This window comes from Streptomyces sp. NPDC015131, assembly GCF_043079975.1.
Classification (GTDB): domain Bacteria; phylum Actinomycetota; class Actinomycetes; order Streptomycetales; family Streptomycetaceae; genus Streptomyces.
This window is the reverse complement of the sequence record NZ_JBIBVB010000003.1, coordinates 904,744-931,687: the sequence shown is the minus strand read 5'-3', so window position 1 is coordinate 931,687 and position 26,944 is coordinate 904,744. Positions and strand designations below refer to the sequence as shown.

At 71.9% G+C, this 26,944-nt stretch carries 23 protein-coding genes; 18 read left to right on the top strand and 5 right to left on the bottom strand.

All coding sequences use genetic code 11. From position 1 onward, the window contains the following. Positions 1-92: 92 nt before the first annotated feature. Positions 93-1,385, top strand: a complete 1,293-nt coding sequence (locus ACF08D_RS15535; RefSeq protein ID WP_392223094.1) for a geranylgeranyl reductase family protein — start codon at positions 93-95, stop codon at positions 1,383-1,385. On the opposite strand, the gene ACF08D_RS15530 is transcribed toward ACF08D_RS15535, so the two are convergent. Beyond that, complete coding sequence (locus ACF08D_RS15530; protein WP_392223093.1) at positions 1,351-2,355, bottom strand: helix-turn-helix domain-containing protein; 1,005 nt, start codon at positions 2,353-2,355, stop codon at positions 1,351-1,353. The genes ACF08D_RS15535 and ACF08D_RS15530 overlap by 35 nt on opposite strands. A gap of 105 nt (positions 2,356-2,460) precedes the next feature. Here ACF08D_RS15530 and ACF08D_RS15525 point away from each other — a divergent pair, with 105 nt between their 5' ends. Next, positions 2,461-3,345 (top strand): NAD(P)-dependent oxidoreductase, encoded by an 885-nt coding sequence (locus tag ACF08D_RS15525; RefSeq protein WP_392223092.1) that lies wholly within the window; start codon positions 2,461-2,463, stop codon positions 3,343-3,345. Between the two features lie 70 nt (positions 3,346-3,415). Here ACF08D_RS15525 and ACF08D_RS15520 read toward each other — a convergent pair whose 3' ends face one another. Further along, complete coding sequence (locus ACF08D_RS15520) at positions 3,416-4,267, bottom strand: C40 family peptidase (RefSeq protein WP_392223091.1); 852 nt, start codon at positions 4,265-4,267, stop codon at positions 3,416-3,418. 691 nt (positions 4,268-4,958) lie between these two features. On the opposite strand from ACF08D_RS15520, the gene ACF08D_RS15515 reads away from it, so the two are divergent. The 16 genes from ACF08D_RS15515 to ACF08D_RS15440 all read left to right on the top strand — a co-directional run bounded on the left by ACF08D_RS15515 (position 4,959) and on the right by ACF08D_RS15440 (position 22,943). Continuing rightward, the gene (locus tag ACF08D_RS15515) at positions 4,959-5,318 is read left to right on the top strand and encodes an NADH-quinone oxidoreductase subunit A (protein WP_064070021.1); all 360 of its coding nucleotides are present in this window, start codon (positions 4,959-4,961) and stop codon (positions 5,316-5,318) included. 18 nt (positions 5,319-5,336) lie between these two features. Beyond that, positions 5,337-5,891 carry a NuoB/complex I 20 kDa subunit family protein gene (locus ACF08D_RS15510; RefSeq protein WP_392223090.1) on the top strand — a complete coding sequence of 185 codons (555 nt, stop codon included), beginning with the start codon at positions 5,337-5,339 and terminating at the stop codon, positions 5,889-5,891. Then, a complete protein-coding gene (locus tag ACF08D_RS15505) occupies positions 5,888-6,619 on the top strand; it encodes an NADH-quinone oxidoreductase subunit C (RefSeq protein ID WP_392223089.1) in 732 nt (243 codons plus the stop codon). Before ACF08D_RS15510 ends, ACF08D_RS15505 begins: the two co-directional genes overlap by 4 nt. Then, entirely contained in the window at positions 6,616-7,956 is a 1,341-nt protein-coding gene (locus tag ACF08D_RS15500; protein ID WP_392223088.1) for an NADH-quinone oxidoreductase subunit D, read from the top strand. The genes ACF08D_RS15505 and ACF08D_RS15500 overlap by 4 nt, the downstream gene beginning before the upstream one ends. Beyond that, positions 7,956-8,816 carry an NADH-quinone oxidoreductase subunit NuoE gene (gene nuoE / locus ACF08D_RS15495; RefSeq protein ID WP_392223087.1) on the top strand — a complete coding sequence of 287 codons (861 nt, stop codon included), beginning with the start codon at positions 7,956-7,958 and terminating at the stop codon, positions 8,814-8,816. Before ACF08D_RS15500 ends, nuoE begins: the two co-directional genes overlap by 1 nt. Further along, positions 8,816-10,159: an NADH-quinone oxidoreductase subunit NuoF gene (gene nuoF / locus ACF08D_RS15490; RefSeq protein ID WP_392223086.1), complete on the top strand. Its 1,344-nt coding sequence runs from the start codon at positions 8,816-8,818 to the stop codon at positions 10,157-10,159. The genes nuoE and nuoF overlap by 1 nt, the downstream gene beginning before the upstream one ends. After that, positions 10,156-12,654 carry an NADH-quinone oxidoreductase subunit G gene (locus tag ACF08D_RS15485; RefSeq protein ID WP_392223085.1) on the top strand — a complete coding sequence of 833 codons (2,499 nt, stop codon included), beginning with the start codon at positions 10,156-10,158 and terminating at the stop codon, positions 12,652-12,654. The genes nuoF and ACF08D_RS15485 overlap by 4 nt, the downstream gene beginning before the upstream one ends. After that, complete coding sequence (gene nuoH, locus ACF08D_RS15480; protein WP_392223084.1) at positions 12,651-14,009, top strand: NADH-quinone oxidoreductase subunit NuoH; 1,359 nt, start codon at positions 12,651-12,653, stop codon at positions 14,007-14,009. The genes ACF08D_RS15485 and nuoH overlap by 4 nt, the downstream gene beginning before the upstream one ends. Continuing rightward, a complete protein-coding gene (gene nuoI, locus ACF08D_RS15475) occupies positions 13,984-14,628 on the top strand; it encodes an NADH-quinone oxidoreductase subunit NuoI (RefSeq protein WP_392223083.1) in 645 nt (214 codons plus the stop codon). Before nuoH ends, nuoI begins: the two co-directional genes overlap by 26 nt. Further along, positions 14,625-15,473 carry an NADH-quinone oxidoreductase subunit J gene (locus ACF08D_RS15470; protein WP_392223082.1) on the top strand — a complete coding sequence of 283 codons (849 nt, stop codon included), beginning with the start codon at positions 14,625-14,627 and terminating at the stop codon, positions 15,471-15,473. The genes nuoI and ACF08D_RS15470 overlap by 4 nt, the downstream gene beginning before the upstream one ends. Next, positions 15,470-15,769, top strand: a complete 300-nt coding sequence (nuoK, locus tag ACF08D_RS15465; RefSeq protein WP_392223081.1) for an NADH-quinone oxidoreductase subunit NuoK — start codon at positions 15,470-15,472, stop codon at positions 15,767-15,769. The genes ACF08D_RS15470 and nuoK overlap by 4 nt, the downstream gene beginning before the upstream one ends. Before the next feature lie 11 nt (positions 15,770-15,780). Beyond that, positions 15,781-17,721 (top strand): NADH-quinone oxidoreductase subunit L, encoded by a 1,941-nt coding sequence (gene nuoL, locus ACF08D_RS15460; RefSeq protein ID WP_392223080.1) that lies wholly within the window; start codon positions 15,781-15,783, stop codon positions 17,719-17,721. Between the two features lie 5 nt (positions 17,722-17,726). Then, the gene (locus ACF08D_RS15455) at positions 17,727-19,298 is read left to right on the top strand and encodes an NADH-quinone oxidoreductase subunit M (RefSeq protein WP_392223079.1); all 1,572 of its coding nucleotides are present in this window, start codon (positions 17,727-17,729) and stop codon (positions 19,296-19,298) included. Then, positions 19,295-20,947: an NADH-quinone oxidoreductase subunit NuoN gene (gene nuoN / locus ACF08D_RS15450; RefSeq protein WP_392223078.1), complete on the top strand. Its 1,653-nt coding sequence runs from the start codon at positions 19,295-19,297 to the stop codon at positions 20,945-20,947. Before ACF08D_RS15455 ends, nuoN begins: the two co-directional genes overlap by 4 nt. 147 nt (positions 20,948-21,094) lie before the next feature. After that, on the top strand, positions 21,095-22,093 hold the full coding sequence (locus ACF08D_RS15445) for an AraC family transcriptional regulator (RefSeq protein WP_392223077.1): 999 nt from the start codon (positions 21,095-21,097) through the stop codon (positions 22,091-22,093). Between the two features lie 40 nt (positions 22,094-22,133). Then, positions 22,134-22,943, top strand: coding sequence for a carbohydrate-binding protein (locus ACF08D_RS15440; protein WP_392223076.1), 810 nt, complete (start codon positions 22,134-22,136; stop codon positions 22,941-22,943). 13 nt (positions 22,944-22,956) lie between these two features. Here ACF08D_RS15440 and ACF08D_RS15435 read toward each other — a convergent pair whose 3' ends face one another. The 3 genes from ACF08D_RS15435 to ACF08D_RS15425 form a co-directional block, all read right to left on the bottom strand. After that, a complete protein-coding gene (locus tag ACF08D_RS15435; protein WP_392223075.1) occupies positions 22,957-23,499 on the bottom strand; it encodes a hypothetical protein in 543 nt (180 codons plus the stop codon). A gap of 143 nt (positions 23,500-23,642) precedes the next feature. Next, entirely contained in the window at positions 23,643-24,872 is a 1,230-nt protein-coding gene (fahA, locus tag ACF08D_RS15430) for a fumarylacetoacetase (protein ID WP_392223074.1), read from the bottom strand. A gap of 43 nt (positions 24,873-24,915) precedes the next feature. Next, positions 24,916-26,940: a CocE/NonD family hydrolase gene (locus ACF08D_RS15425; protein WP_392223073.1), complete on the bottom strand. Its 2,025-nt coding sequence runs from the start codon at positions 26,938-26,940 to the stop codon at positions 24,916-24,918. Between the last annotated feature and the right edge of the window lie 4 nt (positions 26,941-26,944).

The following is a 26,944-nucleotide window of genomic DNA, read 5'->3' as shown; positions in this document are numbered from 1 at the left end:
TGGCCCTTCGGTCGGTGGTCGGTACGTCCCCATAGACTGCACACGACCTGTGCCGTCCGGTACGCAGTTTCGAGTATTCGGGAGACCCCGCCGTGACCGAGCAGCAGCCCCTCTCCGAACACACCGCGGATGTGATCGTCGTCGGGGCCGGTCCGGCCGGTTCGACGACCGCGTACTACCTCGCCAAGGCCGGGCTGGACGTCCTGCTGCTGGAGAAGACCGCCTTCCCGCGCGAGAAGGTCTGCGGCGACGGTCTGACGCCCCGGGCCACCAAGCAGCTGGTGGCGATGGGCATCGACATCTCCGAGGAGGCGGGCTGGCTGCGCAACAAGGGCCTGCGCATCATCGGCGGCGGAGTGCGCCTCCAGCTCGACTGGCCCGACCTGGCCTCGTACCCGGACTACGGACTGGTCCGCAAGCGCGACGACTTCGACGAGCAGCTCGCCCGCCAGGCCCAGAAGGCGGGCGCGCGGCTCTACGAGCGGTGCAATGTGGGCGCGCCGCTGATCGACGACCGCACCGGGAGGATCACCGGCGTGCGGGCCAAGCTCGGTGAGGAGAAGCGCGAGGTCACCTTCCACGCGCCGCTCGTCGTCGCCGCCGACGGCAACTCCACCCGGCTGTCCCTCGCCATGGGCCTGCACCGGCGCGAGGACCGGCCCATGGGCGTCGCCGTCCGGACGTACTTCACCTCGCCCCGCCACGACGACGACTACCTGGAGTCCTGGCTGGAGCTGTGGGACCGGCGCGGACCGGGCGAGGACCGGCTGCTGCCCGGCTACGGCTGGATCTTCGGCATGGGCGACGGCACGTCCAACGTGGGCCTCGGCGTGCTCAACACCTCCGACTCCTTCAAGGAGCTGGACTGGCGCGAGGTGCTGAAGGCGTGGTGCGCCTCGATGCCGGAGGACTGGGGCTACACCCCGGACAACATGACCGGCCCGATCCGGGGCGCGGCGCTGCCGATGGCGTTCAACCGCCAGCCGCACTACACCCGGGGCCTGCTGCTGGTCGGCGACGCGGGCGGCCTGGTCAACCCGTTCAACGGCGAGGGCATCGCGTACGCCATGGAGTCCGGGCAGATCGCCGCCGACGTCATCGTCCAGGCGCACGCCCGCGCCACCCCGGCGCAGCGCGAACTGGCCCTGCGCAACTACCCGAAGATCCTCAAGGACACCTACGGCGGCTACTACACGCTGGGCCGCGCGTTCGTGAAGCTCATCGGCAACCCCAAGGTCATGAAGATCGCCACGCAGCGCGGTCTGACCCACCCGATGCTGATGCGCTTCACGCTGAAGATGCTGGCGAACCTGACCGACCCGACGGGCGGCGACGCGATGGACCGCATCATCAACGGACTGTCGAAGGTGGCGCCGAAGGCCTGAACGCCTTCCGGTACGCGGTGGGCGAGACGCCCACCGTCCGGCCGAAGTGGTGGCGCAGATTGGCCGCGCTGCCGAGCCCGCTGTCCGCGCCGATCCGCTCCACGGACAGGTCGGTGGTCTCCAGCAGCAGCTGGGCGCGGGCGACGCGCTGCTGGAGCAGCCACTTCAGCGGGGTGGTCCCGGTGGTCTCCAGCAGCCGCCGGTGGAAGCTGCGCGGGCTCATCCGGGCCCGGCGCGCCAGGTCCTCGACGGTCAGCGGCCGGGCCAGGTGCTCGGTGGCCCACTGGAGCACCGGGCCGAGGCTGTCGGCGTCCGAGGGCGGCAGCGGCGCCTCGATGAACTGGGCCTGCCCGCCCGTGCGGTGGGCGTGCACCACCAGCCGCCGGGCGAGCCGGCTCGCGACCCGGACGCCGTGGTCGCGGCGGACCAGGTGCAGGCACAGGTCCAGGGCGGCCGTGGCTCCCGCGCTGGTCAGCACGGAGCCCTCGTCGGTGTAGAGCACGGAGTCGTCGACGACCACCTCCGGGTGGCGGGCGGCCAGCGCGGGGGTGTGCTGCCAGTGGGCGGTGGCCCGGCGGCCGTCCAGCAGCCCGGCCGCCGCGAGGGCGAAGGCGCCGGTGCACAGCGACACCATGCGCGCCCCGGAGGCGGCGGCGGCGCGCAGCGCCTCGACCAGGTCGGCGGGGACGTCCTCGCCCTCGTCCACCACCCGGTCCGGGACGGACGGGACGATGACGGTGCCCGCGCCGGCCAGGGCGTCCAGGCCGTGGTCGGTGCGGAGCGCGAACGGCCCGGCCGCGGGCCCGCCGGGCGCCGCCCCGCACAGGCGCAGCTCGTACCAGGGGTCGGCGAGGTCGTCGTGCGCCACGCCGAACACCGCGAGGGCGATGGACAGTTCGTACATCTCCCAGGGCGAGATGCCCAGGCGCGGGTCCGGTACGACGGCGATGGCGACGGTCCCGGGGCTCATGGCGCCGAGCGTACGGCGCCCGGCCGGCGGGCGCGGCAGGATTTTTGCGGAGACGGGCAGTCCTGCCGCTGTCGGGGGCGCGGGCCCGCTGCGAGGCTGATGATCATGACGACGAACACACACACCGACACCCCGCCCGTCACCGTCCTGGGCCTCGGCCGGATGGGCTCGGCGCTGGCCGCCGCCCTCCTCGCCGCCGGGCACCCCACCACCGTCTGGAACCGCACCCCCGCCAGGGCCGGCGCGCTCGTGGAGCGCGGGGCGGTGCGCGCGGACACGGTCGCGGACGCGGTCACGGCGAGCGGCCTCGTCGTGGTCTGCGTCTGGGACTACCCGGCCGTGAGCGCCCTGCTGGAGCCGGTCGCGGAGTCGCTGGCCGGGCGCACTTTGGTCAATCTGACCTCCGGTTCGCCGGAGCAGGCCCGGGAGATGGCGGCGTGGGCGGCCGGGCACGGGATCGCGTACCTGGACGGCGGGATCATGACGACGCCGGAGGGCGTGGGGCTGCGGACGAGCATGTTCCTGTACGGCGGTACGCCCGGGGCGCTCGCCCGGCACCGCGACACGCTCGCCGTCCTGGGCGACCCGGTGGACCTGGGCGCGGACGCGGGGCTGGCGTCCCTGTACGACGCGGGGCTGCTGGGCACGATGTGGTCGGTCTTCGGCGGCTGGCTGCACGCGGTGGCGCTCACCGGCGCGGACGGGGTGGCGGCGGTGGACTTCACCCCGGTCGCGGTGCGCTGGCTGACGACGGTGAGCGGCTTCCTGGAGCGGTACGCCGCGCAGATCGACGCCGGCCACTACCCGGGGGACGACGCCACCGTCGAGGTGCAGCTCGCGGCGGTCGGGCACCTGCTGCACGCCGGCCGGGAGCGCGGGGTGGACGGGCGGCTGCCCGAGCTGCACCGGGAGCTGATGGCGAAGGCGGTCGCGGACGGCCACGGCGGGGACAGCTACGCGCGCCTGGTGGAGGCGTTCCGGGGGCGCTGAACGCGCCGGAGGGCCGTCGCTCCCGCCCCGAGCGGGGGAGCGACGGCCCTCGGGGCCGGGTGGTACCGGCTCAGAGCACGCGGACCGCGCCCGACGGCATGTCGTAGTCCAGCGAGCGCTCGACCACACCGGTGCCGGGGTTCTGCGCGCCGACGAAGTTGCCACCGCCCACATAGATGGCGACGTGGTACGAGTTGCTCCGGCTGCCCCAGTAGAGGATGTCGCCGGGCTGGAGGTTGTCCAGCGAGACGGAGGTGCCGCGGCTGGACTGGTCGCCGGAGACGCGCGGCAGGTCGATGCCGGCCTGGCGGTAGGCGGCCTGGACGAGCCCGGAGCAGTCCCACGAGTTGGGTCCGGTGCTGCCCATGACGTAGGCGTCGCCGACCTGGGCGCGGGCGAAGGCCACGATGGCGGCGGCGGAGCCGGTCGCCTGGCCCGAGTCGTAGGAGGAGCCGCCGTCGTCCTGGCCGCCGTCCTCGGAGTCGCCGGCGGACGCGGACAGGGTGGTGCGCTCGGCGGAGCGGGAGGCGCGCTCGGCGGCCTCGGCCTTGGCCTTCGCCTCGGCCTTGCGCTGGGCCTCCTCGGCCTCGGCCTTGCGCTCGGCCTCGGCCTTCGCCTTCTTGGCGTCCTTGGCGGCCTTGGTGGCCGCCGCGTTCTCCTGGGCCTGGAGCTCCTCGTCGAGGGCGATCTGCTGGGTGGCCTCGGCGGAGGCGGCGACGACGCTCGACAGGTCCGTGGACAGGTCCGCGTTGAGCGTCGGCATCTCGATGGTCTCGGTCACCGGCTCGGCGTTCGCCGGCCCGGCAGCACCGGCCACCGCGATGGTGCTGAGGACGCCACCGGCAACTCCGGCCCGCAGCGCGAGCTTCGAAGAGCTGCGGCGGGGCTTCCGGTGGCTGGGTATGTGAGCGGTGTGGGACATGAGTACAACCGCTATCAGGGCTTCACGGTTCCCTTCAAGAAAGGTGGTGTGCGCCACAGTTGCGCGCGGATTGGGTGAATCCGCTTCCGCTCGCCCCTTATTGACGCCGTAACGGACAATGCGGACTGTGGTGATCAGGGCCGTGATCATGGGTTTTCCGCGAAACGTCCGAATTGCCGTGCGCTTACCACTCCTTCACGCCGGTGGCCAAGCCCGCTTTCCCGGCGCCCGCGCGGGAGTGACGCAGGTCACGGATTGGTATCCGCCGGGGATGCCCGGAAGATCGTGAAAGCGCGCACGTGTCCACTTCGGTACGGGCGCGCCCCCCGGGCGAGTGAAGCGAAGCTCTTTATCACCCGGGAGAGTCCACGGCGAATTTGCCTGTAGTGGCCAACGCTTGATAGGGCAACCCCCCTCTGGCCTGCCCCGAACCCTGGAAATGTCACGTCTTGCAGCCGTCTGGACACACGCGGTGTGAAGATCACATCTGCCGTGGGTTCATGATCCTTCGTCGGGTGGTGGAGATCACAAGGACGTTGCTGTACCCCGTGTCGCAGATCACAGATCGACGGGCATAGGATGCGAGCAGTCGGGCTTGTGAACTGCCTCACATGTGCACGATCTTCGCGAGGCGGCGAGACGGTGCCCGGTGCGGTCCATCGGTCAAGGACGACTGGAAGGAGCGAGGAGCGTGAATGCCTACGCGCCCATCCTCGTGCTCGGCGCCCTCGGGGCAGGGTTTGCGATCTTTTCCGTGGTCATGGCCACGCTTATCGGCCCAAAGAGGTACAACCGGGCGAAGCTTCAGGCATACGAGTGCGGCATCGAGCCGACGCCCACTCCGGCCGGAGGGGGCCGCTTCCCCATCAAGTACTACCTGACGGCGATGCTCTTCATCGTCTTCGACATCGAGATCGTCTTCCTCTACCCCTGGGCCGTCAGCTTCGACGCCCTGGGGCTTTTCGGGCTCGTGGAGATGCTGCTCTTCGTGCTCACCGTCTTCGTCGCCTACGCGTACGTGTGGCGGCGCGGCGGCCTGGAATGGGACTGAGGGGCTGAGGGGCCACCAATGGGACTCGAAGAGAAACTGCCGAGCGGTTTTCTGCTGACGACCGTCGAACAGGCCGCGGGCTGGGTGCGCAAGGCGTCCGTCTTCCCCGCGACCTTCGGCCTCGCCTGCTGCGCCATCGAGATGATGACGACCGGCGCCGGGCGCTACGACCTGGCGCGCTTCGGCATGGAGGTCTTCCGCGGCTCGCCGCGCCAGGCCGACCTGATGATCGTGGCGGGCCGGGTGAGCCAGAAGATGGCGCCCGTCCTGCGCCAGGTCTACGACCAGATGCCCAACCCCAAGTGGGTCATCTCCATGGGGGTGTGCGCCTCCTCGGGCGGCATGTTCAACAACTACGCGATCGTCCAGGGCGTCGACCACGTCGTACCGGTCGACATCTACCTGCCCGGCTGCCCGCCGCGCCCGGAGATGCTGATGGACGCCATCCTCAAGCTCCACCAGAAGATCCAGGGCTCCAAGCTCGGCGTCAACGCCCGCGAGGCGGCCCGCGAGGCCGAGGAGGCCGCGCTCAAGGCACTGCCCACGATCGAGATGAAGGGGCTGCTGCGATGAGCGACGACCGGCCCAACCCCGACAAGGACCTCAGCGCCCAGAACCTCCCCGGCCAGCGCGGCGACCACGGCGAGGAGGTCCGCGTCCAGCGCGGCATGTTCGGCGCCGACGGCGGCGGCGACACCTCCGGGTACGGCGGCCTCGTCCGCTCCGTACGCCTGCCCGGCCCGGCCACCCGCCCCTACGGCGGCTGGTTCGACGAGGTCGCCGACGAGCTGGAGGGTGCCCTGGAGGAACAGGGCCTCCTGCCCGAGAACGCCATCGAGAAGACGGTCGTCGACCGGGGCGAGCTGACCTTCCACATCGCGCGCGAGCACCTGGTGCGCGTCGCCCGCACCCTGCGCGACGACCCCGCCCTGCGCTTCGAGCTGTGCACCGGGGTCAGCGGCGTCCACTACGAGGGCGACAAGGGGCGCGAGCTGCACGCCGTGTACCACCTGCGCTCGCTCACCCACGGCCGGCTGATCCGGCTGGAGGTCACCGCCCCGGACGCCGATCCGCACGTCCCCTCGCTCGTCCCGGTCTACCCGACCAACGACTGGCACGAGCGCGAGACGTACGACTTCTTCGGGCTGATCTTCGACGGCCACCCCGCCCTGACCCGGATCATGATGCCGGACGACTGGCAGGGCTTCCCGCAGCGCAAGGACTACCCCCTCGGCGGCATCGCCGTCGAGTACAAGGGCGCCCAGATCCCGGCTCCGGACCAGCGGAGGTCGTACTCGTGACCACCCCACACGCCCCCCACGCTCCCCGGGCCGACGCCCGCGAGACCACCGAGGGCACCGTCTACACCGTCACCGGCGGCGACTGGGACGAGGTCGCCCGGTCCGCGGCCGAGACCGACGACGAGCGCATCGTCGTCAACATGGGCCCCCAGCACCCGTCCACGCACGGCGTGCTCCGGCTCATCCTGGAGATCGACGGCGAGACCGTCACCGAGGCCCGCTGCGGCATCGGCTACCTCCACACCGGCATCGAGAAGAACCTCGAGTACCGGACCTGGACGCAGGGCACCACCTTCGTCACGCGCATGGACTACCTGACGCCCTTCTTCAACGAGGCGGCGTACTGCCTGGGCGTGGAGAAGCTCCTCGGCATCGAGGACCAGATCCCCGACCGGGCGACGATCGTCCGCGTGCTGCTGATGGAGCTCAACCGGCTCTCCTCGCACCTGGTGTGCATCGCCACCGGCGGCATGGAGCTGGGCGCCACCACCATCATGATCTACGGCTTCCGGGACCGCGAACTGATCCTGGACCTCTACGAACTGATCACCGGGCTGCGCATGAACCACGCGTTCATCCGCCCCGGCGGCCTCGCGCAGGACCTGCCGCCCGGCGCGGTCGACCAGCTCCGCGAGTTCGTGAAGACCATGAAGAAGAACATGCCGGAGTACGACAAGCTCGCCACCGGCAACCCGATCTTCAAGGCCCGTATGCAGGACATCGGCTACCTCGACCTGGCCGGCTGCATGGCCCTCGGCGCGACGGGGCCGATCCTGCGCTCCGCGGGCCTCCCGCACGACCTGCGCAAGACCGACCCGTACTGCGGCTACGAGACGTACGACTTCGACGTCCCCACCGCCGACACCTGCGACGCCTACGGCCGCTTCCTCATCCGGCTGGAGGAGATGCGCCAGTCGCTGCGGATCGTCGAGCAGTGCCTGGACCGGCTGGAGCCCGGCCCGGTGATGGTCGCCGACAAGAAGATCGCCTGGCCCGCGCAGCTCGCGCTCGGCCCCGACGGCCTCGGCAACTCCCTCGACCACATCAAGAAGATCATGGGCACCTCCATGGAGGCCCTGATCCACCACTTCAAGCTGGTCACCGAGGGCTTTCGGGTCCCGCCCGGCCAGTCCTACACGGCGGTCGAGTCGCCCAAGGGCGAGCTCGGCGTGCACGTCGTCAGCGACGGCGGCACCCGCCCCTACCGGGTCCACTTCCGCGACCCCTCGTTCACCAACCTTCAGGCCATGGCGGCGATGTGCGAGGGCGGCCAGGTCGCCGACGTCATCGTCGCCGTCGCGTCCATCGACCCCGTGATGGGAGGCGTCGACCGGTAATGACAGACGTCAGCCTGGGGATGCCGCAGCTCCCCGCCCCCGATTACCCGGCCGATGTGCGCGCCCGGCTCGAAGCGGACGCCCGGGAGGTGATCGCCCGCTACCCCGACAGCCGCTCCGCGCTGCTGCCGCTGCTGCACCTGGTGCAGTCCGAGGAGGGGTACGTCACCCGCACCGGCATGCGGTTCTGCGCCGAGGTGCTGGGACTGACCACCGCCGAGGTCACCGCCGTCGCCACCTTCTACTCCATGTACCGGCGCAAGCCCTCGGGCGACTACCAGGTCGGGGTGTGCACCAACACCCTGTGCGCGGTCATGGGCGGCGACGCCATCTTCGAGGAGCTCCAGCGGCACCTCGGCGTCGGCAACAGCGAGACCACCCCCGACGGCAAGGTCACCCTCGAGCACATCGAGTGCAACGCGGCCTGCGACTTCGCGCCGGTCGTGATGGTCAACTGGGAGTTCTTCGACAACCAGACCCCCGAGACCGCGAAGCGGCTCGTCGACGACCTGCGGGCCGGCCGCCCCGTCGCCCCCACCCGCGGCGCGCCCCTGTGCACGTACAAGGAGACCGCCCGCATCCTGGCCGGCTTCCCCGACGAGCGCCCCGGCGCGGTCGAGGCGACCGGCGGCGCCGGCCCCGCCTCGCTGATCGGGCTGCGGCTCGCCAAGGGCGAGGCCCAACCGGGCGCCCGGGTCGTCCACCCGCGCGGCGAGGCCCCGCACGACGCCCCGTCCGGCGAGCCCGGCTCGGAGCACCTCAGCGCGCACGACGCGCCCCAGGCGACGTCCGCCTCCGACCCGCAGCACCCGTCCGGCCCGGTCGGCCCGGGCGGCCCGGCCACCGAGGAGGGGGAGTGATGACGGTGGTGACCGAGATGACCAGCCCGGAGAAGCTGCTCGCGCCGGTCCTGTCCGCGTTCTGGGACCAGCCGCACTCCTGGACGCTGGAGACCTACAAGCGCCACGAGGGCTACGAGGGCCTCAAGAAGGCCCTCGCGATGACCCCCGACGACCTCATCGCGTACGTCAAGGACTCCGGCCTGCGCGGCCGGGGCGGCGCCGGCTTCCCCACCGGGATGAAGTGGCAGTTCATCCCGCAGGGCGACGGCAAGCCCCACTACCTCGTCGTCAACGCCGACGAGTCGGAGCCGGGGACCTGCAAGGACATCCCGCTGCTGTTCGCCAATCCGCACTCCCTGATCGAGGGCATCGTGATCGCCTGCTACGCGATCCGGTCGAACCACGCCTTCATCTACCTGCGCGGCGAGGTCGTGCCCGTGCTGCGCCGGCTGCACGAGGCCGTGCGCGAGGCGTACGCCGCGGGCTACCTCGGCAGGGACATCCTGGGCAGCGGACTCGACCTCGAACTCACCGTGCACGCCGGCGCCGGCGCGTACATCTGCGGTGAGGAGACCGCGCTGCTCGACTCGCTCGAAGGGCGCCGCGGCCAGCCCCGGCTGCGTCCCCCCTTCCCCGCCGTCGCCGGTCTGTACGCGTGCCCCACCGTGGTGAACAACGTGGAGTCCATCGCGTCGGTTCCCGCGATCCTCAACCGGGGCAAGGACTGGTTCCGCTCCATGGGCAGCGAGAAGTCCCCCGGCTTCACGCTCTACTCGCTCAGCGGCCATGTCGCCTCGCCCGGCCAGTACGAGGCGCCGCTCGGCATCACCCTGCGCCAGCTCCTCGACATGAGCGGCGGGATGCGGCCCGGCCACCGGCTGAAGTTCTGGACGCCCGGCGGCTCGTCGACCCCGATGTTCACCGACGAGCACCTCGACGTCCCCCTCGACTACGAGGGCGTCGGCGCGGCCGGCTCCATGCTCGGCACCAAGGCCCTCCAGTGCTTCGACGAGACCACCTGCGTGGTGCGGGCCGTCACCCGCTGGACCGAGTTCTACGCCCACGAGTCCTGCGGCAAGTGCACCCCCTGCCGCGAAGGCACCTACTGGCTGGTGCAGCTGCTCCGCGACATCGAGGCCGGCAAGGGCACCCTCGGCGACCTCGACAAGCTGAACGACATCGCCGACAACATCAACGGCAAGTCGTTCTGCGCCCTCGGCGACGGCGCCGCCTCGCCGATCTTCTCCTCGCTGAAGTACTTCCGCGGGGAGTACGAGCAGCACATCACCGGCAAGGGCTGCCCCTTCGACCCGGCCAAGTCGACCGCCTGGGCGGACAACCACGTGGAGGTGACGGCGTGACCGTCATGGCATCCGGCCCCGCCCGGGGCGGCGGCGCGGCCGTCCCGCCCGAGGACCTGGTCACCCTGACCATCGACGGGATCGAGATCTCCGTCCCCAAGGGGACGCTGGTCATCCGGGCCGCCGAGCAGCTCGGCATCGAGATCCCCCGGTTCTGCGACCACCCCCTCCTCGACCCGGCCGGCGCCTGCCGCCAGTGCATCGTCGAGGTCGAGGGCCAGCGCAAGCCGATGGCCTCCTGCACCATCACCTGCACCGACGGCATGGTCGTCAAGTCGCAGCTCACCTCGCCCGTCGCCGAGAAGGCCCAGGTCGGGGTGATGGAGCTGCTGCTCATCAACCACCCCCTGGACTGCCCGGTCTGCGACAAGGGCGGCGAGTGCCCGCTGCAGAACCAGGCCATGTCGCACGGACAGGCCGACTCCCGCTTCGAGGGGCGCAAGCGCACCTACGAGAAGCCGGTGCCCATCTCCACCCAGGTGCTGCTCGACCGCGAGCGGTGCGTGCTCTGCGCCCGCTGCACCCGGTTCTCCAACCAGGTCGCCGGCGACCCGATGATCGAGCTGATCGAGCGCGGCGCGCTCCAGCAGGTCGGCACCGGCGAGGGCGACCCCTTCGAGTCGTACTTCTCCGGCAACACCATCCAGATCTGCCCGGTGGGCGCGCTGACCTCGGCCGCCTACCGGTTCCGCTCCCGCCCCTTCGACCTGGTCTCCAGCCCGTCGGTGTGCGAGCACTGCGCCGGCGGCTGCGCCACCCGCACCGACCACCGGCGCGGCAAGGTCATGCGGCGGCTCGCCGCCAACGACCCGGAGGTCAACGAGGAGTGGATGTGCGACAAGGGGCGCTTCGCGTTCCGCTACGCGCAGACGCGCGACCGGCTCACCACCCCCCTGGTGCGCAGCGCCGAGACCGGTGAGCTGGAGCCCGCGTCCTGGCCCGAGGCGCTGGAGGCGGCGGCGCGCGGCCTGGTCCGCGGCCGCACCGGCGTCCTGGCCGGCGGGCGGCTGACCGTCGAGGACGCCTACGCGTACGCCAAGTTCGCCCGGGTCGCCCTCGACACCAACGACGTCGACTTCCGCGCCCGCGTCCACAGCAGCGAGGAGGCCGACTTCCTGGCCGCCCGGGTCGCCCGCCACGGCCGAGACCTCGACGGCACGGGCGTCACCTACGCCTCCCTGGAGAAGGCGCCCGCGGTGCTGCTCGCCGGGCTGGAGGCGGAGGAGGAGGCCCCGGGCGTCTTCCTGCGGCTGCGCAAGGCGTGGCGGAAGCACGGGCAGCGCACCTACGCGCTCGCCTCGCACGCCACCCGGGGCCTGGCCAAGGCGGGCGGCACCCTGCTGCCGGCCGCGCCCGGCACCGAGGTGGAGTGGCTGGACGCGCTGGCCTCGGGGACGGGGCTGGACGCGGACGGGACCGCCGCCTCCCGGGCGCTGCGGGAGCCCGGCGCGGTCCTGGTCGCCGGCGAGCGGCTGGCGGGAGTGCCGGGCGCGCTGACCGCGGCGGTGCGCGCCGCGGCGGCGACGGGGGCGGAGCTGGTGTGGATCCCGCGCCGGGCCGGGGAGCGCGGGGCGGTGTGGGCGGGCGCGATCCCGTCGCTGCTGCCCGGCGGGCGGCCCGCGACCGATCCCCGCGCGCGTGACGAGGTCGCCGCCGCCTGGGGCGAACGGGAACTGCCACACGGCTACGGCCGCGACACCGGCCAGATCGTGGAGGCCGCGGCGACCGGCGAGCTGGGCGCGCTGCTCGTCGGCGGCGTGGAGGTCGCCGACCTGCCGGACCCGGCACGCGCGCGTGAGGCGCTGGACGCGGCGTTCGTGGTGTCGCTGGAGCTGCGGCCCAGCGAGGTGACCGAGCGGGCGGACGTGGTGTTCCCGGTGGCCGCGGTCGCCGAGAAGCCCGGGACCTTCCTCAACTGGGAGGGCCGGGTGCGGATGTTCGAGGCCGCGCTGAAGCCGGAGCACATGACGCGCACGCTCGCCCCGGCCGACGCCCGGGTGCTGCACATGCTGGCCGACGCCGCCGACGTGCACTTCGCGCTGCCGGACGTACGGGCGGTGCGCGCCGAGCTGGACCGGCTGGGCGCCTGGGACGGCGCCCCGGCCGGCGACCCGGTGGAGACCGCGGTGCCGCTGCCCCGCGCGGGCGAGGGCGAGGCGGTGCTGGCCGGCCACCGGATGCTGCTGGACCTGGGCGTCCTCCAGGAGGGCGACGAGGCCCTGGCCGGCACCCGGCACGCCGCGGTGGCCCGCCTGTCGGCGGCCACGGCCGCGGAGACGGGCGTCAAGGACGGCGACCCGCTGACGGTGACCGGGCCGGCCGGCTCGGCCGAACTGCCGCTGCGGGTCACCGACATGCCCGACCGGGTGGTGTGGCTGCCGCTGAACTCCACGCCCGGCGGCGTGCCGTCCGCCCTGGGCGCCGTCCCGGGGCAGCTGGTGCGCCTCGCCCCGTCCACCCCGACCGCCGCGGCCCCCACGGAGGTGGAGGCATGATCCCGTACACCCTGGCGGCCGAGGACCTGTCCATGTTCGGCCGCGACCCCTGGTGGCTCGTGGTGGTCAAGGCGGTCTTCTGCTTCGCCTTCCTGATGGTCACCGTGCTCTTCTCCATCGTGTGGGAGCGCAAGGTCGTCGCCTGGATGCAGCTGCGCATCGGCCCCAACCGGCACGGCCCCTGGGGCCTCCTCCAGTCCCTCGCGGACGGCGTCAAGCTGATGCTCAAGGAGGACGTGGTCGTCAAGCGGGCCGACAAGGTCGTCTACATCCTCGCGCCGATCGTCGCCGCCATCCCCGCCTTCATGGCCATCGCGGTGATCCCCTTCGGCCCGGCCGGCAACGAGGTGTCGATCTTCGGGCAGCGCACCACGATGCAGCTGACCGACCTGCCGATCGCGATGCTCTACATCCTCGCGGTCGCCTCGGTCGGCATCTACGGCATCGTCCTCGCCGGCTGGTCGTCCGGCTCGACGTACCCGCTGCTGGGCGGCCTGCGCTCCTGCGCGCAGATGATCTCCTACGAGATCGCGATGGGCGCCGCCTTCGCGTCGGTCTTCCTCTACTCCGGGTCGATGTCGACCTCGGCGATCGTCGAGGCGCAGGCGGACCGCTGGTACATCATCCTGCTGCCGGTGTCGTTCCTCATCTACGTCATCACCATGGTCGGCGAGACCAACCGCGCCCCGTTCGACATGCCCGAGTCCGAGGGCGACCTGGTCGGCGGCTTCAACACCGAGTACAGCTCCATCAAGTTCGCGATGTTCATGCTCGCCGAGTACGTGAACATGGTGACCGTCTCGGCGGTGTCGGTGACGCTGTTCCTCGGCGGCTGGCGCGCCCCGTACCCGGTCTCCACGTTCTGGGAGGGCGCGAACCACGGCTGGTGGCCGATGCTCTGGTTCGTCGTCAAGGTGCAGCTGCTGCTGTTCTTCTTCATCTGGCTGCGCGGCACGCTGCCCCGGGTCCGCTACGACCAGCTGATGAAGCTCGGCTGGAAGGTCCTCATCCCCGTCTCGGTCGTCTGGCTGATGCTGGTGGCCACCGTGCGGGCGCTGCGCAACGAGAACTACGACTTCCAGCAGATCGTGCTGTACGTCGCGGGCGCGGTGATCGCGGTGCTCCTGCTGTCCTTCGTCGCCGACGTCTTCCGCGACAAGAAGGCGAAACGCGAGGAGGCGGCGGCCGAACGGCCCGCCGAGTTCGACCCGATGGCCGGGGGATTCCCCGTACCGCCGCTGCCCGGCCAGACGCTCCCGCCGGTGCCCCGCCGCCGGCCGCGCCGCGAGGGCCAGTTGATTGTCAGTGGTGGCGCCGATACTGAGCGTGATGGAAAGGAGGCTGACGGTGTCTGAGGGCAACTTCCAGAATCCGGTCGCCGGCTTCGGCGTGACCTTCAAGGCCATGTTCAAGAAGCGGCTCACCGAGCAGTACCCGGAGCAGCCGAAGACGACGGCGCCGCGCTTCCACGGCCGGCACCAGCTCAACCGCCATCCGGACGGCCTGGAGAAGTGCGTCGGCTGCGAGCTGTGCGCCTGGGCCTGCCCGGCCGACGCCATCTATGTGGAGGGCGCGGACAACACGGACGAGGAGCGGTACTCGCCCGGCGAGCGGTACGGCCGCGTCTACCAGATCAACTACGCCCGCTGCATCCTGTGCGGGCTGTGCATCGAGGCGTGCCCGACCCGGGCGCTGACGATGACCAACGAGTTCGAGCTGGCCGACAGCTCCCGCGAGAACCTGATCTACACCAAGGAGCAGCTCCTCGCGGGCCTGGAGGAGGGCATGGTCGACTCCCCGCACGCCATCCACCCCGGCATGACCGAGCAGGACTACTACCGGGGCCTGGTCACCGAGGCCGCTCCCGGCACGGTCCCGCAGGCGGCGGTGAGCAAGGGCGACGAGAAGCCCCAGGAGGCCGCCTCGGACTTCGGAGAGGACGAGCCCGCGTCGAAGAAGGTGATCGGCACATGAGCGCACTCGCCGCCACCGCGACCTCCACCGGTGAGGCCGTGCAGTTCTGGGTGCTGGGCACCGTCGCCGTCCTCGGCGCGCTGGCCACCATCCTGATGAAGAAGGCCGTGCACAGCGCGCTGAGCCTGGCCGCCACCATGATCATCCTGGCGGTGTTCTACCTCGCCAATGGGGCGTACTTCCTCGGGGTCGTGCAGATCATCGTCTACACCGGCGCGATCATGATGCTGTTCCTCTTCGTGGTCATGCTGGTCGGTGTCACCGCCGCCGACTCCCTGAAGGAGACCCTCAAGGGCCAGCGGTGGCTGGCCGCCGCCTGCGGCCTGGGCTTCGGCATCCTGCTGGTCAGCGGGATCGGGAGGGCCTCGCTCGGCACCTTCGAGGGCCTGGGCACGGCGAACGCCGGGGGCAATGTGGAGGGGCTCGCCGCCCTGATCTTCACCACCTATGTCTTCGCCTTCGAGATCACCGGCGCGCTGCTGATCACCGCGACCGTCGGCGCGATGCTGCTGACCCACCGCGAGCGCACCGAGCGGGCCCGCACCCAGCGGGAGCTGGCCGAGCAGCGCGTACGGGAGGGGAAGCACCTGCCGCCGCTGCCGGCCCCCGGTGTCTACGCCCGGCACAACGCCGTGGACATCGCCGGCCTGCTGCCCGACGGCACCCCGTCCGAGCTGACGGTCAACAAGACGCTGCGGGCGCGCGGTCAGATCCGTGACGTGTCGCGGCAGGCGCTCGACGACCTCAAGGCGCTGGAGCAGCGCTCCGAGGAGCGTCTCGGGCGCGGTCCGTCCGGGCCGGAGGCGTCCCGCCCGCAGGACCGCGAGGAGGAGAACGCCCAGTGAATCCGGTCAACTACCTGTACCTGGCCGCCCTGTTGTTCACCATCGGCGCGGCCGGGGTGCTGATCCGGCGGAACGCGATCGTGGTGTTCATGTGCATCGAGCTGATGCTCAACGCCTGCAACCTCGCGCTCGTCGCCTTCTCCCGGCTGCACGGCAACCTGGACGGCCAGATCATCGCGTTCTTCACGATGGTCGTCGCCGCCGCGGAGGTCGTGGTCGGGCTCGCGATCATCGTGTCGCTGTTCCGTTCCCGCCATTCGGCCTCGGTCGACGACGCCAGCCTGATGAAGCTGTGAGGGGCTGAAACGTGGAAAACCTGATCGCGCTGCTCGTCGCGGCGCCTCTGCTGGGAGCCGCCGTCCTGCTGTGCGGCGGCCGGCGCCTCGACCGCGCCGGCCACTGGCTCGGCACCCTGCTCGCCGCCGCCTCGTTCGTCATCGGGGCGGTGCTCTTCGCCGGGATGCTGGGCAGGGGCGCCGAGGACCGGACGCTGCGCCAGCACCTGTTCAGCTGGGTGCCGGTGGAGAGCTTCCAGGCGGACATCGCCTTCCAGCTCGACCAGCTCTCGATGACCTTCGTGCTGCTGATCACCGGCGTCGGCACGCTCATCCATGTGTACTCCATCGGGTACATGGAGCACGACGAGCGCAGGCGCCGCTTCTTCGGCTACCTCAATCTCTTCCTCGCGGCGATGCTGCTGCTGGTCCTCGCCGACAACTACCTCCTGCTGTACTTCGGCTGGGAGGGCGTGGGCCTCGCCTCCTACCTCCTGATCGGCTTCTGGCAGCACAAGCCCAGCGCCGCCACGGCCGCCAAGAAGGCGTTCCTGGTCAACCGGGTCGGCGACATCGGGCTGTCCATCGCCATCATGCTGATGTTCACCACCTTCGGGACCTTCGCCTTCGGGCCGGTGCTGGCGTCGGCGGGCGAGACGTCGGAGGGGACGCTCACGGCCATCGGGCTGATGCTGCTGCTCGCCGCGTGCGGCAAGTCGGCGCAGGTGCCGCTCCAGTCCTGGCTGGGTGACGCGATGGAGGGCCCGACCCCGGTCTCCGCCCTGATCCACGCGGCCACCATGGTCACCGCGGGCGTCTACCTGATCACCAGGTCGGGCGCCCTCTTCAACGCCGCCCCGGACGCGCAGCTCGCGGTCGTGGTGGTCGGCGCGGTCACGCTGCTGTTCGGTGCGATCGTCGGTTGCGCCAAGGACGACATCAAGAAGGCACTGGCCGGTTCGACGATGTCGCAGATCGGCTACATGATCCTGGCGGCCGGCCTCGGCCCGATCGGGTACGCCTTCGCCATCATGCACCTGGTGACGCACGGCTTCTTCAAGGCCGGGCTGTTCCTCGGTGCCGGTTCGGTGATGCACGGCATGAACGACGAGGTCGACATGCGCAAGTACGGCGGCCTGCGGAAGTACATGCCGGTCACCTTCGTGACCTTCGGCCTCGGCTACCTGGCGATCATCGGCTTCCCGGGGCTGTCCGGCTTCTGGTCCAAGGACAAGATCATCGAGGCGGCCTTCGCCAAGGGCGGCACGGAGGGCTGGATCCTCGGCGCGGTCACCCTGCTGGGCGCGGGCATCACCGCGTACTACATGACCCGCGTGATGATCATGACCTTCTTCGGCGAGAAGCGCTGGCAGCCGGCGCCCGACCCGGACGCGGTGCCCAGCGCCGAGCCCGCCGCAGAGGAGCACGCCGGCCGGATGCCGCACCCGCACGAGTCGCCCCGGTCCATGACGATCCCGATGATCGTGCTGGCCTTCGGGTCGGTCCTCGCGGGCGGGCTGTTCTCGCTCAACAGCGCGTTCGTCAACTGGCTGAAGCCGGTCACCTCGTACGAGCACGGCCACCCGCCCATCAGCGCCGGCGCGGTGACCGCCTCCACGGTCGTCGTCCTGCTGATCGGCGTCGGCATCGCGTACGCGCAGTACGGCCGCAGGCCCGTGCCGGTGGTCGCCCCGCGCGGCTCGCTGCTCACCCGCGCCGCCCGGCGCGACCTGCTCCAGGACGACTTCAACCATGTCGTCCTGGTCCGCGGCGGCGAGCACCTCACCCGCTCCCTGGTGTACGTGGACCACAGCCTGGTCGACGGTGTGGTCAACGGGACCGCCGCCTCGGTCGGCGGACTGTCCGGCCGGCTGCGCAGGACGCAGAACGGCTTCGCCCGCTCCTACGCGGTCTCGATGTTCGGAGGTACGGCGGTGCTGATCGCCGCGACCCTGCTGATGAGGGGGGTGTGACCGGTATGTCGTTCCCCCTCCTGACCCTGACGGCCGCGGTCCCGGCCGCCGGCGCGATCCTCACCGCCGCCGTCCCGGCCGCCCGCCGCACCGCCGCCAAGTGGCTGGCGCTGCTGTTCTCCCTGGCCACCCTGGGACTGGCCGCCGTGGTGGCCGTCCGGTTCGACCCGGGCGGCGCCCGCTACCAGCTCACCGAGTCGCACGCCTGGATCGCCGACTTCGGCGTCCGGTACGAACTGGGCGTGGACGGCATCGGGGTGGCGCTGATCGCGCTCACCGCGCTGCTGATCCCCTTCATCGTCGTGGCCGGCTGGCACGACGCCGATCCCCAGGGGACCCAGACGAAGCGGTGGCGGCCGACCCAGGGCTTCTTCGCCCTGATCCTGATGGTCGAGGCGATGGTGATCCTCTCCTTCGAGGCCACCGACGTCTTCCTCTTCTACATCCTCTTCGAAGCCATGCTCATCCCGATGTACTTCCTCATCGGTGGCTTCGGGGACCGCGCCCACGCGGGCACCGACGACCACGCGGCGGCCCAGCGGTCGTACGCGGCGGTGAAGTTCCTCCTCTACAACCTGGTCGGCGGGCTCATCATGCTGGCCGCCGTCATCGGGCTGTACGTCGTCGCGGGGAACTTCTCCCTCACCGAGATCACCGCCGCGCGGGCGAGCGGCGAGCTGGAGATGGCCACCAACACCGAGCGGCTGCTCTTCCTCGGCTTCTTCTTCGCCTTCGCGGTGAAGGCCCCGCTGTGGCCGCTGCACACCTGGCTGCCCAACGCGATGGGGGAGGCCACCGCGCCGGTCGCGGTGCTCATCACCGCCGTCGTCGACAAGGTGGGCACCTTCGCGATGCTCCGCTTCTGCCTCCAGCTGTTCCCCGAGGCGTCGAAGTGGGCCACCCCCGCGATCATCGTGCTGGCGCTGATCAGCATTGTGTACGGGGCGCTGCTCGCGGTCGGCCAGCGGGACATCAAACGGCTGGTCGCCTACGCGTCCATCTCCCACTTCGGCTTCATCATCCTGGGCATCTTCGCGATGACCAGCCAGGGCCAGTCCGGCGCCACGCTGTACATGGTCAACCACGGGATCTCCACGGCCGCGCTGATGCTGGTGGCCGGCTTCCTGATCAGCCGGCGCGGGTCGCGGCTCATCGCCGACTACGGCGGGGTGCAGAAGGTGGCGCCGGTGCTCGCCGGGACGTTCCTGATCGGCGGCCTGGCGACGCTCTCGCTGCCGGGTCTCGCCCCCTTCGTCTCGGAGTTCCTGGTGCTGGTGGGGACGTTCGCCCGGTACCCGGTGGCGGGGATCGTCGCCACCACCGGCATCGTGCTCGCCGCGCTCTACACGCTGGTGCTCTACCAGCGGACGATGACCGGCCCGGTGAAGGAGGAGGTACGGGCCATGCCCGACCTCAAGGCGCGTGAACTGGCGGTGGTCGCCCCGCTGATCGCCCTGCTGCTGTTCCTGGGCGTCTACCCCAAGCCGCTGACCGAGATCGTCGACCCGGCCGTGCGGCACACGATGTCCGACGTCCAGCAGAAGGACCCCCGGCCCGAGGTGGAGGCGGCCAAGTGAACACAAGTGCTGTCCACAGCCTGTGGACGACAGCGGCCGAACCGGCCGCCGGCAAGATCGGGGCCCCGGCCATCGAGTACGGCCAGCTCGCACCCGTACTGATCGTGGTGGGCGCCGCGGTCGTCGGCATCCTGCTGGAGGGCTTCGTCCCCCGCCGGGGCCGCTACCACGCGCAGCTCTTCCTCACGGTCGTCGCCCTGGCCGCCTCCTTCGCGGCGGTCGTCGCCCTGGCGGCCGGCGGGCGCGCCACCACGAAGTCCGGCATCGTCGCCATGGGCGCCATCGCCGTCGACGGACCCGCCCTGTTCCTCCAGGGCACCATCCTGCTGACCTCGATGGTCGCCGTCTTCACCTTCGCCGAGCGGCGGCTCGACCCGGCCCACCACGGGCACCGGGTCGACTCGTTCGCCGCCGAGGCCGCCGCCGTCCCCGGCAGCGACCACGAGAAGGCCGCTGTGAAGGCCGGGTTCACCACCACCGAGGTCTTCCCGCTGATGCTGTTCGCGGTGGCCGGGATGCTCGTCTTCCCGGCCGCCAACGACCTGCTGACGCTGTTCATCGCGCTGGAGGTCTTCTCCCTGCCGCTGTACCTGCTGTGCGCCGTCGCCCGCCGCAAGCGGCTGATGTCGCAGGAGGCCGCGGTGAAGTACTTCCTGCTGGGCGCCTTCTCGTCGGCGTTCCTGCTGTTCGGCATCGCCCTGATGTACGGCTACGCGGGCTCCGTCTCGTACGCCCGCATCGCCGACGTGGTGGACGGGTCGGTCGCCGACATCACCCCGGCGCTCGCCCAGACCATGGGCAATGACGTGCTGCTGCTCATCGGCTTCGCCATGGTGCTGATGGGCCTGCTGTTCAAGGTCGGCGCGGTGCCCTTCCACATGTGGACCCCGGACGTCTACCAGGGCGCCCCCACGCCGGTCACCGGCTTCATGGCGGCGGCCACCAAGGTCGCCGCGTTCGGCGCGATGCTGCGCCTGCTGTACGTGGTGCTGCCCGGCCTGCGCTGGGACTGGCGGCCCGTGATGTGGGGCGTCGCCATCGTCACCATGCTGGCGGGCGCGATCGTGGCCATCACCCAGACCGACATCAAGCGGCTCCTCGCCTACTCGTCGATCGCCCACGCCGGATTCATCCTCGCCGGTGTCGTCGCGGCCACGCCCGACGGCGTCTCGTCGGTGCTCTTCTACCTGGGCGCGTACTCCTTCGTGACGGTCGGCGCCTTCGCGGTGGTGACCCTGGTGCGGGACGCGGGCGGCGAGGCGACCCACCTGTCCAAGTGGGCCGGTCTCGGGCGGCGTTCGCCCCTGGTGGCCGCCGTCTTCGCGGTGTTCCTGCTGGCCTTCGCCGGCATCCCGCTGACCTCCGGGTTCTCGGGCAAGTTCGCCGTCTTCAAGGCGGCGGCCGAGGGAGGCGCCGGGGCGCTGGTGGTGATCGGTGTGCTCTCCTCGGCGATCGCCGCGTTCTTCTACATCCGGGTCATCGTGCTGATGTTCTTCAGCGAGCCCAAGCCGGAGGGCCCCACGGTCGCCGTGCCGTCGCCGCTGACGATGACGACGATCGCGGTGGGCGTGGCGGTCACGCTGGTGCTCGGTGTGGCGCCGCAGTACTTCCTCGATCTCGCCGGACAGGCGGGCGTGTTCGTCCGCTGACCCACCCACACCAGGAAGCGGCAGGCGCCGCGGGGCCCGGCACCCGAGGAGGGGGTGCCGGGCCCCGCGCACGCGTGCCATCGTGACAGCGGCCAAGTGGTCTGGACCGGATGGCTGGACCTGACGGGAACGGAAGGGGAACGGACGATGCGCGGCACCACCGTGCCACCCGGCACGCCCTGCGAGGCACCCCGAGAGGGTGTGCTGCCCATGCACCGCCTCGAAGTACCGATGCCCAACGCCCTGCCGTTCGCGGTCGGCACCTTCGACACCATCGGCCCGATGTCCCGCGCCGACTTCCCGCACCGGCACACCTTCTACGAGATCGTCCACATCACCGCCGGCACCGGCACCCATGTGCTGGACCTGGCCCGCTGGGAGCTGCGCCCGCCGCACCTGTGCGTCATCGCGCCCGGCCAGGTCCACCACTGGGAGGACGCGGTGGGCCTGGACGGCTCCGTGGTGCTGTTCACCGAGGACTTCCTGCTCGACCATCCCGCCGACCGCGACCTGCTGCGGCACCTCGCCGAGCGGCGCCCCTGGCTCACCCCGGGCGAGGAGGAACGGGCCTGGATCGGCCGCCTGATGGCGGAGCTGCACGAGGAGTACGGGCGCGGGGCCGACGGGTTCGACAGCGTCCTGCGGGCCCTGCTGCACGTCCTCGTCGTCCGCACCTCCCGCCTCCCGGGCCCCGCGCCCCGCCCGTCCGCCCCGGCCGGGACGCACCGCGCCGGGACGCACCGCGCCGGGACGCACCGCCCCGGTGCCAACCGCCCCGGCGCGGTCGCCGACGCCTTCGCCCGCCTGCTCGCCCGTACCGACCCGGCCCTGTGGTCGGTCGGCGCCTGCGCCGAACGGATCGGCGTCACCCCCGGCTACCTCACCGAGGCCGTCAAGGCGGCCACCGGCCGCACCCCAGGCCGGCACGTCCAGGAGGCCCGGGTCCACGAGGCCAAACGGCTGCTGGTGCACACCGACCTGACGGTGCGCCAGATCGCGGACCGGGTGGGCCTCGCCGACCCGGCGTACTTCTGCCGCTTCTTCCGGCGCGAGACCGGGCTGAGCCCGGGGGAGTTCCGGCGCGGCGGGGGAATGCACCACGACCACCGGATCGCGTCCATCGCCCGCCGGGGCCCCGCCGCCTAGGTTCGATGCCGATCCCGACGCCCCCCTCAGGAGGACAGGCATGGAACGGCACAGGCACCCCAGCCGCAAGAACGTGTTACGCGCCGCGCTCGCCGCCGGAGTCACCGCACCCGCCCTGCTGATGGGCGTGCCCGCCCTGGCCCGTACGGTCGCGCCGACCGGCACCGCGCCCGAGCCCACCCCGGCCTGCGACGACGGCGACGACCCCACCCCGCCGCAGATGGAGGGCCCGTACTTCAAACCGAACTCGCCCCGGCGCACCTCGCTGCTGGAGCCCGGCACCCCCGGCACCCGCCTCACCGTCAGCGGCTACGTCTTCGGGCTCGCCTGCCGCCCGCTGGACGGCGTCCTGCTGGACTTCTGGCAGGCGGACGTCAACGGGGCGTACGACAACACCGGGTTCCGCTTCCGGGGGCACCAGTTCACCGGCGCGAACGGCGCGTTCACCCTGACCACCGTCGTGCCGGGGCTGTACCCCGGCCGCACCCGGCACCTGCACGTCAAGCTGCAGGCGCCCGGCCGCCCGGTGCTGACGACGCAGCTCTACTTCCCCGGCGAGCCCCGCAACAACACCGACCCGCTCTTCGACCCCCGGCTGCTGATGACCGTGCGGGGCACCGGCGGCGCCCGGGAGGCGGCGTTCGACTTCGTCCTGGCCGTCCCGCAGAACCCGGGGCCGGGCCCGGACCCCACCCCGCCGCCCGGCGGCGCGGCCTGGGCGGCGGGCACGGCGTACCGGCCGGGCGACCGGGCCACGTACGGGGCGGGCGCCTACACCTGCCTCCAGAGCCACACCGCCCAGCCGGGCTGGGAACCGCCGAGGGCCCCGGCCCTGTGGCGGGCCGGGTGACCGGCGGCGCGCGTCAGGAGGCGTCCGCGGGGCAGCGGACGTTCGGGTTCCACTCGGTGAACATGCCCCGGGGGTTGTGCTTGTAGATCCACACGTGCAGGTCGTAGTGGACCTTCACCCCCGCCTCGACGCCCGGTGTCGGGCCGAGGAACGGCTGCCCGAACATCCTCGGCCGGTCGTCGTCCGTGCTGACCTTCTGGTCGCGGTCCTCGACGAAGAACTCGATCCCCACCAGCCGCTTCCCGCCGTTCGCGGTGTCCTCGTACATCAGGGCGGCGGGCTTCGCGGGATCGGTGGAGTTGTTCCGGGCCGTGTTGACGTAGTGGTAGCCCATGCCGCCCTCGGGGCGGTCGATGCAGCCCCGCATCGGCTTGTAGCCGTCGGCCACGGCCCGCTCGACCGAGTGGTACTTGGCGGTCGCGCGGTACGCCCGGGCCAGGTCGGCCCGGACCTCGTCGTCACCCGGGGGCGCGCTCGGCGCGGCCGGTGCGGTGCCCAGCGACAGGGCGGCGAGGGCGGTCAGGGCGAGGGCGGATATGAGCGGTCGCGTACGCATGCCGACTCCTGGGGTGGGGGGAGGCGCGGTGGACGCGCCGGGTCCGGTGCGGGCTCCCCCCACAGCCACCACCAGCAGCATGTGACGCCCCGGGCGGTTCCGCACGCCCGGGGCGTCCATCGGGCTGACGCCCGCGCGCGGGGTCAGCCCGCGGCGGGGGCGATCCGGCCCGTCACCTCGCCGAGGCCGACCTTGGTGCCGTCCGGGCCGGGCGCCCACGCGGTGAGCGTGACCTCGTCGCCGTCCTCCAGGAACGTCCGCTTGCCGGTGGACAGTTCGACCGGCTCCTGCCCGTTCCAGGTCAGCTCCAGCAGCGAGCCGCGCTGGTGGACCTCCGGGCCGCTGACCGTGCCGGAGCCGAAGAGGTCGCCGGTGCGCAGGGAGGCGCCGTTGACGGTCATGTGGGCGAGCTGCTGGGCGGCCGTCCAGTACATGGTGGAGAACGGCGGCTCGGCGACCGTCTCGCCGTTGATCCGCACCGTGATGTGCAGGTCGAAGCCGCCGGGCTCGTCGTCGGCGCTGTCGTCCAGGTACGGCAGGAGCGGCACGTCGCGGGCCGGCGGGGCGACCCGGGCGGCGTCCAGCGCCTCCAGCGGGGTCACCCAGGCCGACACCGAGGTGGCGAACGACTTGCCGAGGAACGGGCCGAGGGGCACGTACTCCCACGCCTGGACGTCCCGGGCCGACCAGTCGTTCAGCAGGGTGAGCCCGAAGACGTGGTCCCGGAAGGACGACAGCCCGACCGGGCGGCCGGGCTCCGACGGCGTACCGACGAGGAAGCCGACCTCCGCCTCGATGTCGAGCTTCACCGACGGGCCGAAGACGGGCGCCGCGTCGGTGGGCGCCTTGCGCTGCCCCGAGGGCCGGACGACGTCCGTGCCGGAGACGACGACCGTGCCGGAGCGGCCGTGGTAGCCGATCGGCAGGTGCTTCCAGTTGGGGGTGAGCGGCTCGCCGTCCGGGCGGAAGATCCTGCCGACGTTGGTGGCGTGGTGCTCGGAGGCGTAGAAGTCGACGTAGTCCGCCACCTCGTACGGCAGGTGGAGCGTCACGGCGGACAGGGGGTGCAGCAGCGGCTCTATGTCCGGGCGGTGGGCCGGGACGGTCACCCAGGCGGTCAGTGCCCGGCGCACGTCGCGCCAGGCGGTGCGGCCGGCCGCGAGCAGCGGGTTGAGGCTCGGCTGCGCCAGCAGCCTGGCGTACGGCGAGCCCAGCGCGTGCGCGGCCGCCCCCGCGTCCAGGACGTGGTCGCCGATTCGCACGCCGAGCCGGCGGCGGCCGGGCTCGTCGGCGGTGGTGAAGACGCCGTACGGAAGGTTGTGCGGGCCGAAGGGGTCGCCCTCGGTCAGGTCGAGCGGGCTCTGCTCGGGCATCGGTGCTTGCCTCGCTTTCCACGTGTGTGGGGGACACGTTAGATCAGCCCGCCGTACGGGCGATGCGCTTCTCCCACGTGCGGTGGAACACGACCTCGGAGCCCTCCTTGCAGATCACCTCGTCGGAGGTGAGGAAGTGCGTGGCGTCGCAGGCGATCTCGGAGCGGGTCTCCACGGTGACGTCCCAGGACAGCTCGGGGCGGTGCAGCCGGATCGTCCAGTCCGAGCGGGTGCGGGCCGACAGCGGGTCGTCCTCGGTGATCGTGTACGTCTCGACGGCGTCCTCGGTGAACTCCAGCCCGTCCGGGTAGACCCGGGTGCCGCCGTAGCGGGGGTCCACCTCCAGGCGCCACTCGCCCCGGGCCACGTCGCGGACCACCAGCCGCTCGGGGCGCAGGCCGTCGTCGCCGAGGGTGGCCGGGACGGTCACCCCGAGCGGCTCGGACTGCTCGGGCTCCTCGAAGACCACGGCGTCGTCCACGGCGCGGGCGGCGTCGTCCCCGGGGGCGCGGACCGGGAGCCGCAGGGCGCTGGCGTCCGGTTCGAGGGTGAACCCGGCGGCGTCGGGGCGGGGCCAGATCCAGGGCCAGTACGCGGAGGAGACCGCGAGCCGGACGCGGTGGCCGGGCGGGAAGGTGTGGCCGATGCCGTTCAGCTCGAAGACGCACTCGGTGGGCTCACCGGGCTCGGCGCCGACGGCCCGGTCGCGGCCGTGGCGGGCGGCGAGGTTCAGCGCCCCGCGCGTGACCAGGGTGGAGGAGCCGTCGGGCGCGACGTCGCAGAGGCGGGCGATCACCTGCCCGGTGGGCGCGCCGGGGCGCAGGGTGAGGGCGACCCGGGGGCGGCCGAGGATCTCGATGGGCGCGGCGCCGGCCGGGACGGGGAAGTCGAAGCAGGCCGAGTGGGCGTCCTCGGCGCGCTGGTCGGGCGGCAGGTCGGCGTCGTTGCCGAAGGGGAAGAAGCGCCCGGCGTCCAGCCCGGTGTGCTGCGGGGAGCGGACGGTGACGGGCGGGCCCTGGAGGGCGTACGTGACGGGGGTGACGTTCGCCGACGGCCAGGTCGTGTCGCCGGCCCAGCGGCCGGGCAGCTCGGGGTACACGGTCGCGGGCGGGTGGGAGCCGCTGATCCAGGAGCGGAGCAGCGGCTCGGCCATCACCCCGGTGTCCCGGCCCTTGAGGTGCTGGTCCCACCAGCGCAGCGTCTCCTGGAGGAAGCCGATCGCCGGGCCGGGCGGCAGCCCCCGGTCGGGGTACTGGTGCGACCAGGGCCCGATGATGCCCCGCACCCGGTCGGCCGGGAGGTGCTCCACCAGCCGCAGGACGGTGTCGCGGTACGGGTCGTGCCAGCCGCCCACGGCGAGGACGGCCGCCCGGATCGCGCCGTAGTCCTCGCAGACGCTGCCGTGCCGCCAGTAGGCGTCGCGGGTCTGGTGGCCGAGCCAGGTGTGGAGGAACGGCTCCACCGCCTCCAGCCTCGTCAGCCACATCTCGCGCCAGGCGTCCCCCGCGTACAGCGGGTCGGGCGGCCGGGAGACGAAGGCGAGCATGGTCGCCGCCCAGGCGTGCATGTCGACGGCGAGGACGGAGCCGCCCATGTAGTGGACGTCGTTGTCGTACCGGTCGTCGGTGGAGCAGACGGTGACCACGGCCTTGAGCGGCTCGGGGGCGAGGGCGGCGATCTGGAGCGAGTTGAAGCCGCCCCAGGAGATGCCGAACATCCCGACCTTGCCGTCGCACCACGGCTGGGCGGCCAGCCAGTGGACCACCGCGACCCCGTCGGCCAGCTCCTGCGCGGAGTACTCGTCGCCCGGCAGCCCCTCGCTGTTGCCGTGCCCGCGCACGTCCACCCGTACCGAGACGTAGCCGTGGCCCGCGTACCAGGGGTGGCGCTGCCGGTCGCGGGGCGCGGTCCAGTCGGTCAGCCGGTACGGCAGGTACTCCAGCAGCGCCGGGACCGGCTCGTCGGTGAGCGGGCGCCAGACGCGGGCGTAGAGCCGGGTCCCGTCGGGGAGCGGGATGCGGACGTCCTCGTGGGTGGTCTCGTACGGGAAGGAGGTGCGGATCTTCATGGGG

Coding starts and splice junctions, on each gene's coding strand:
- ACF08D_RS15530 (WP_392223093.1), bottom strand. CDS start 2,355: ATGAGCCCCGGGACCGTCGCCATCGCCGTCGTACCGGACCCGCGCCTG.
- ACF08D_RS15525 (WP_392223092.1), top strand. CDS start 2,461: ATGACGACGAACACACACACCGACACCCCGCCCGTCACCGTCCTGGGC.
- ACF08D_RS15520 (WP_392223091.1), bottom strand. CDS start 4,267: ATGTCCCACACCGCTCACATACCCAGCCACCGGAAGCCCCGCCGCAGC.
- ACF08D_RS15510 (WP_392223090.1), top strand. CDS start 5,337: ATGGGACTCGAAGAGAAACTGCCGAGCGGTTTTCTGCTGACGACCGTC.
- ACF08D_RS15505 (WP_392223089.1), top strand. CDS start 5,888: ATGAGCGACGACCGGCCCAACCCCGACAAGGACCTCAGCGCCCAGAAC.
- nuoE (WP_392223087.1), top strand. CDS start 7,956: ATGACAGACGTCAGCCTGGGGATGCCGCAGCTCCCCGCCCCCGATTAC.
- nuoF (WP_392223086.1), top strand. CDS start 8,816: ATGACGGTGGTGACCGAGATGACCAGCCCGGAGAAGCTGCTCGCGCCG.
- nuoH (WP_392223084.1), top strand. CDS start 12,651: ATGATCCCGTACACCCTGGCGGCCGAGGACCTGTCCATGTTCGGCCGC.
- nuoI (WP_392223083.1), top strand. CDS start 13,984: ATGGAAAGGAGGCTGACGGTGTCTGAGGGCAACTTCCAGAATCCGGTC.
- ACF08D_RS15470 (WP_392223082.1), top strand. CDS start 14,625: ATGAGCGCACTCGCCGCCACCGCGACCTCCACCGGTGAGGCCGTGCAG.
- ACF08D_RS15455 (WP_392223079.1), top strand. CDS start 17,727: ATGTCGTTCCCCCTCCTGACCCTGACGGCCGCGGTCCCGGCCGCCGGC.
- ACF08D_RS15445 (WP_392223077.1), top strand. CDS start 21,095: ATGCGCGGCACCACCGTGCCACCCGGCACGCCCTGCGAGGCACCCCGA.
- ACF08D_RS15440 (WP_392223076.1), top strand. CDS start 22,134: ATGGAACGGCACAGGCACCCCAGCCGCAAGAACGTGTTACGCGCCGCG.
- ACF08D_RS15435 (WP_392223075.1), bottom strand. CDS start 23,499: ATGCGTACGCGACCGCTCATATCCGCCCTCGCCCTGACCGCCCTCGCC.
- fahA (WP_392223074.1), bottom strand. CDS start 24,872: ATGCCCGAGCAGAGCCCGCTCGACCTGACCGAGGGCGACCCCTTCGGC.
- ACF08D_RS15425 (WP_392223073.1), bottom strand. CDS start 26,940: ATGAAGATCCGCACCTCCTTCCCGTACGAGACCACCCACGAGGACGTC.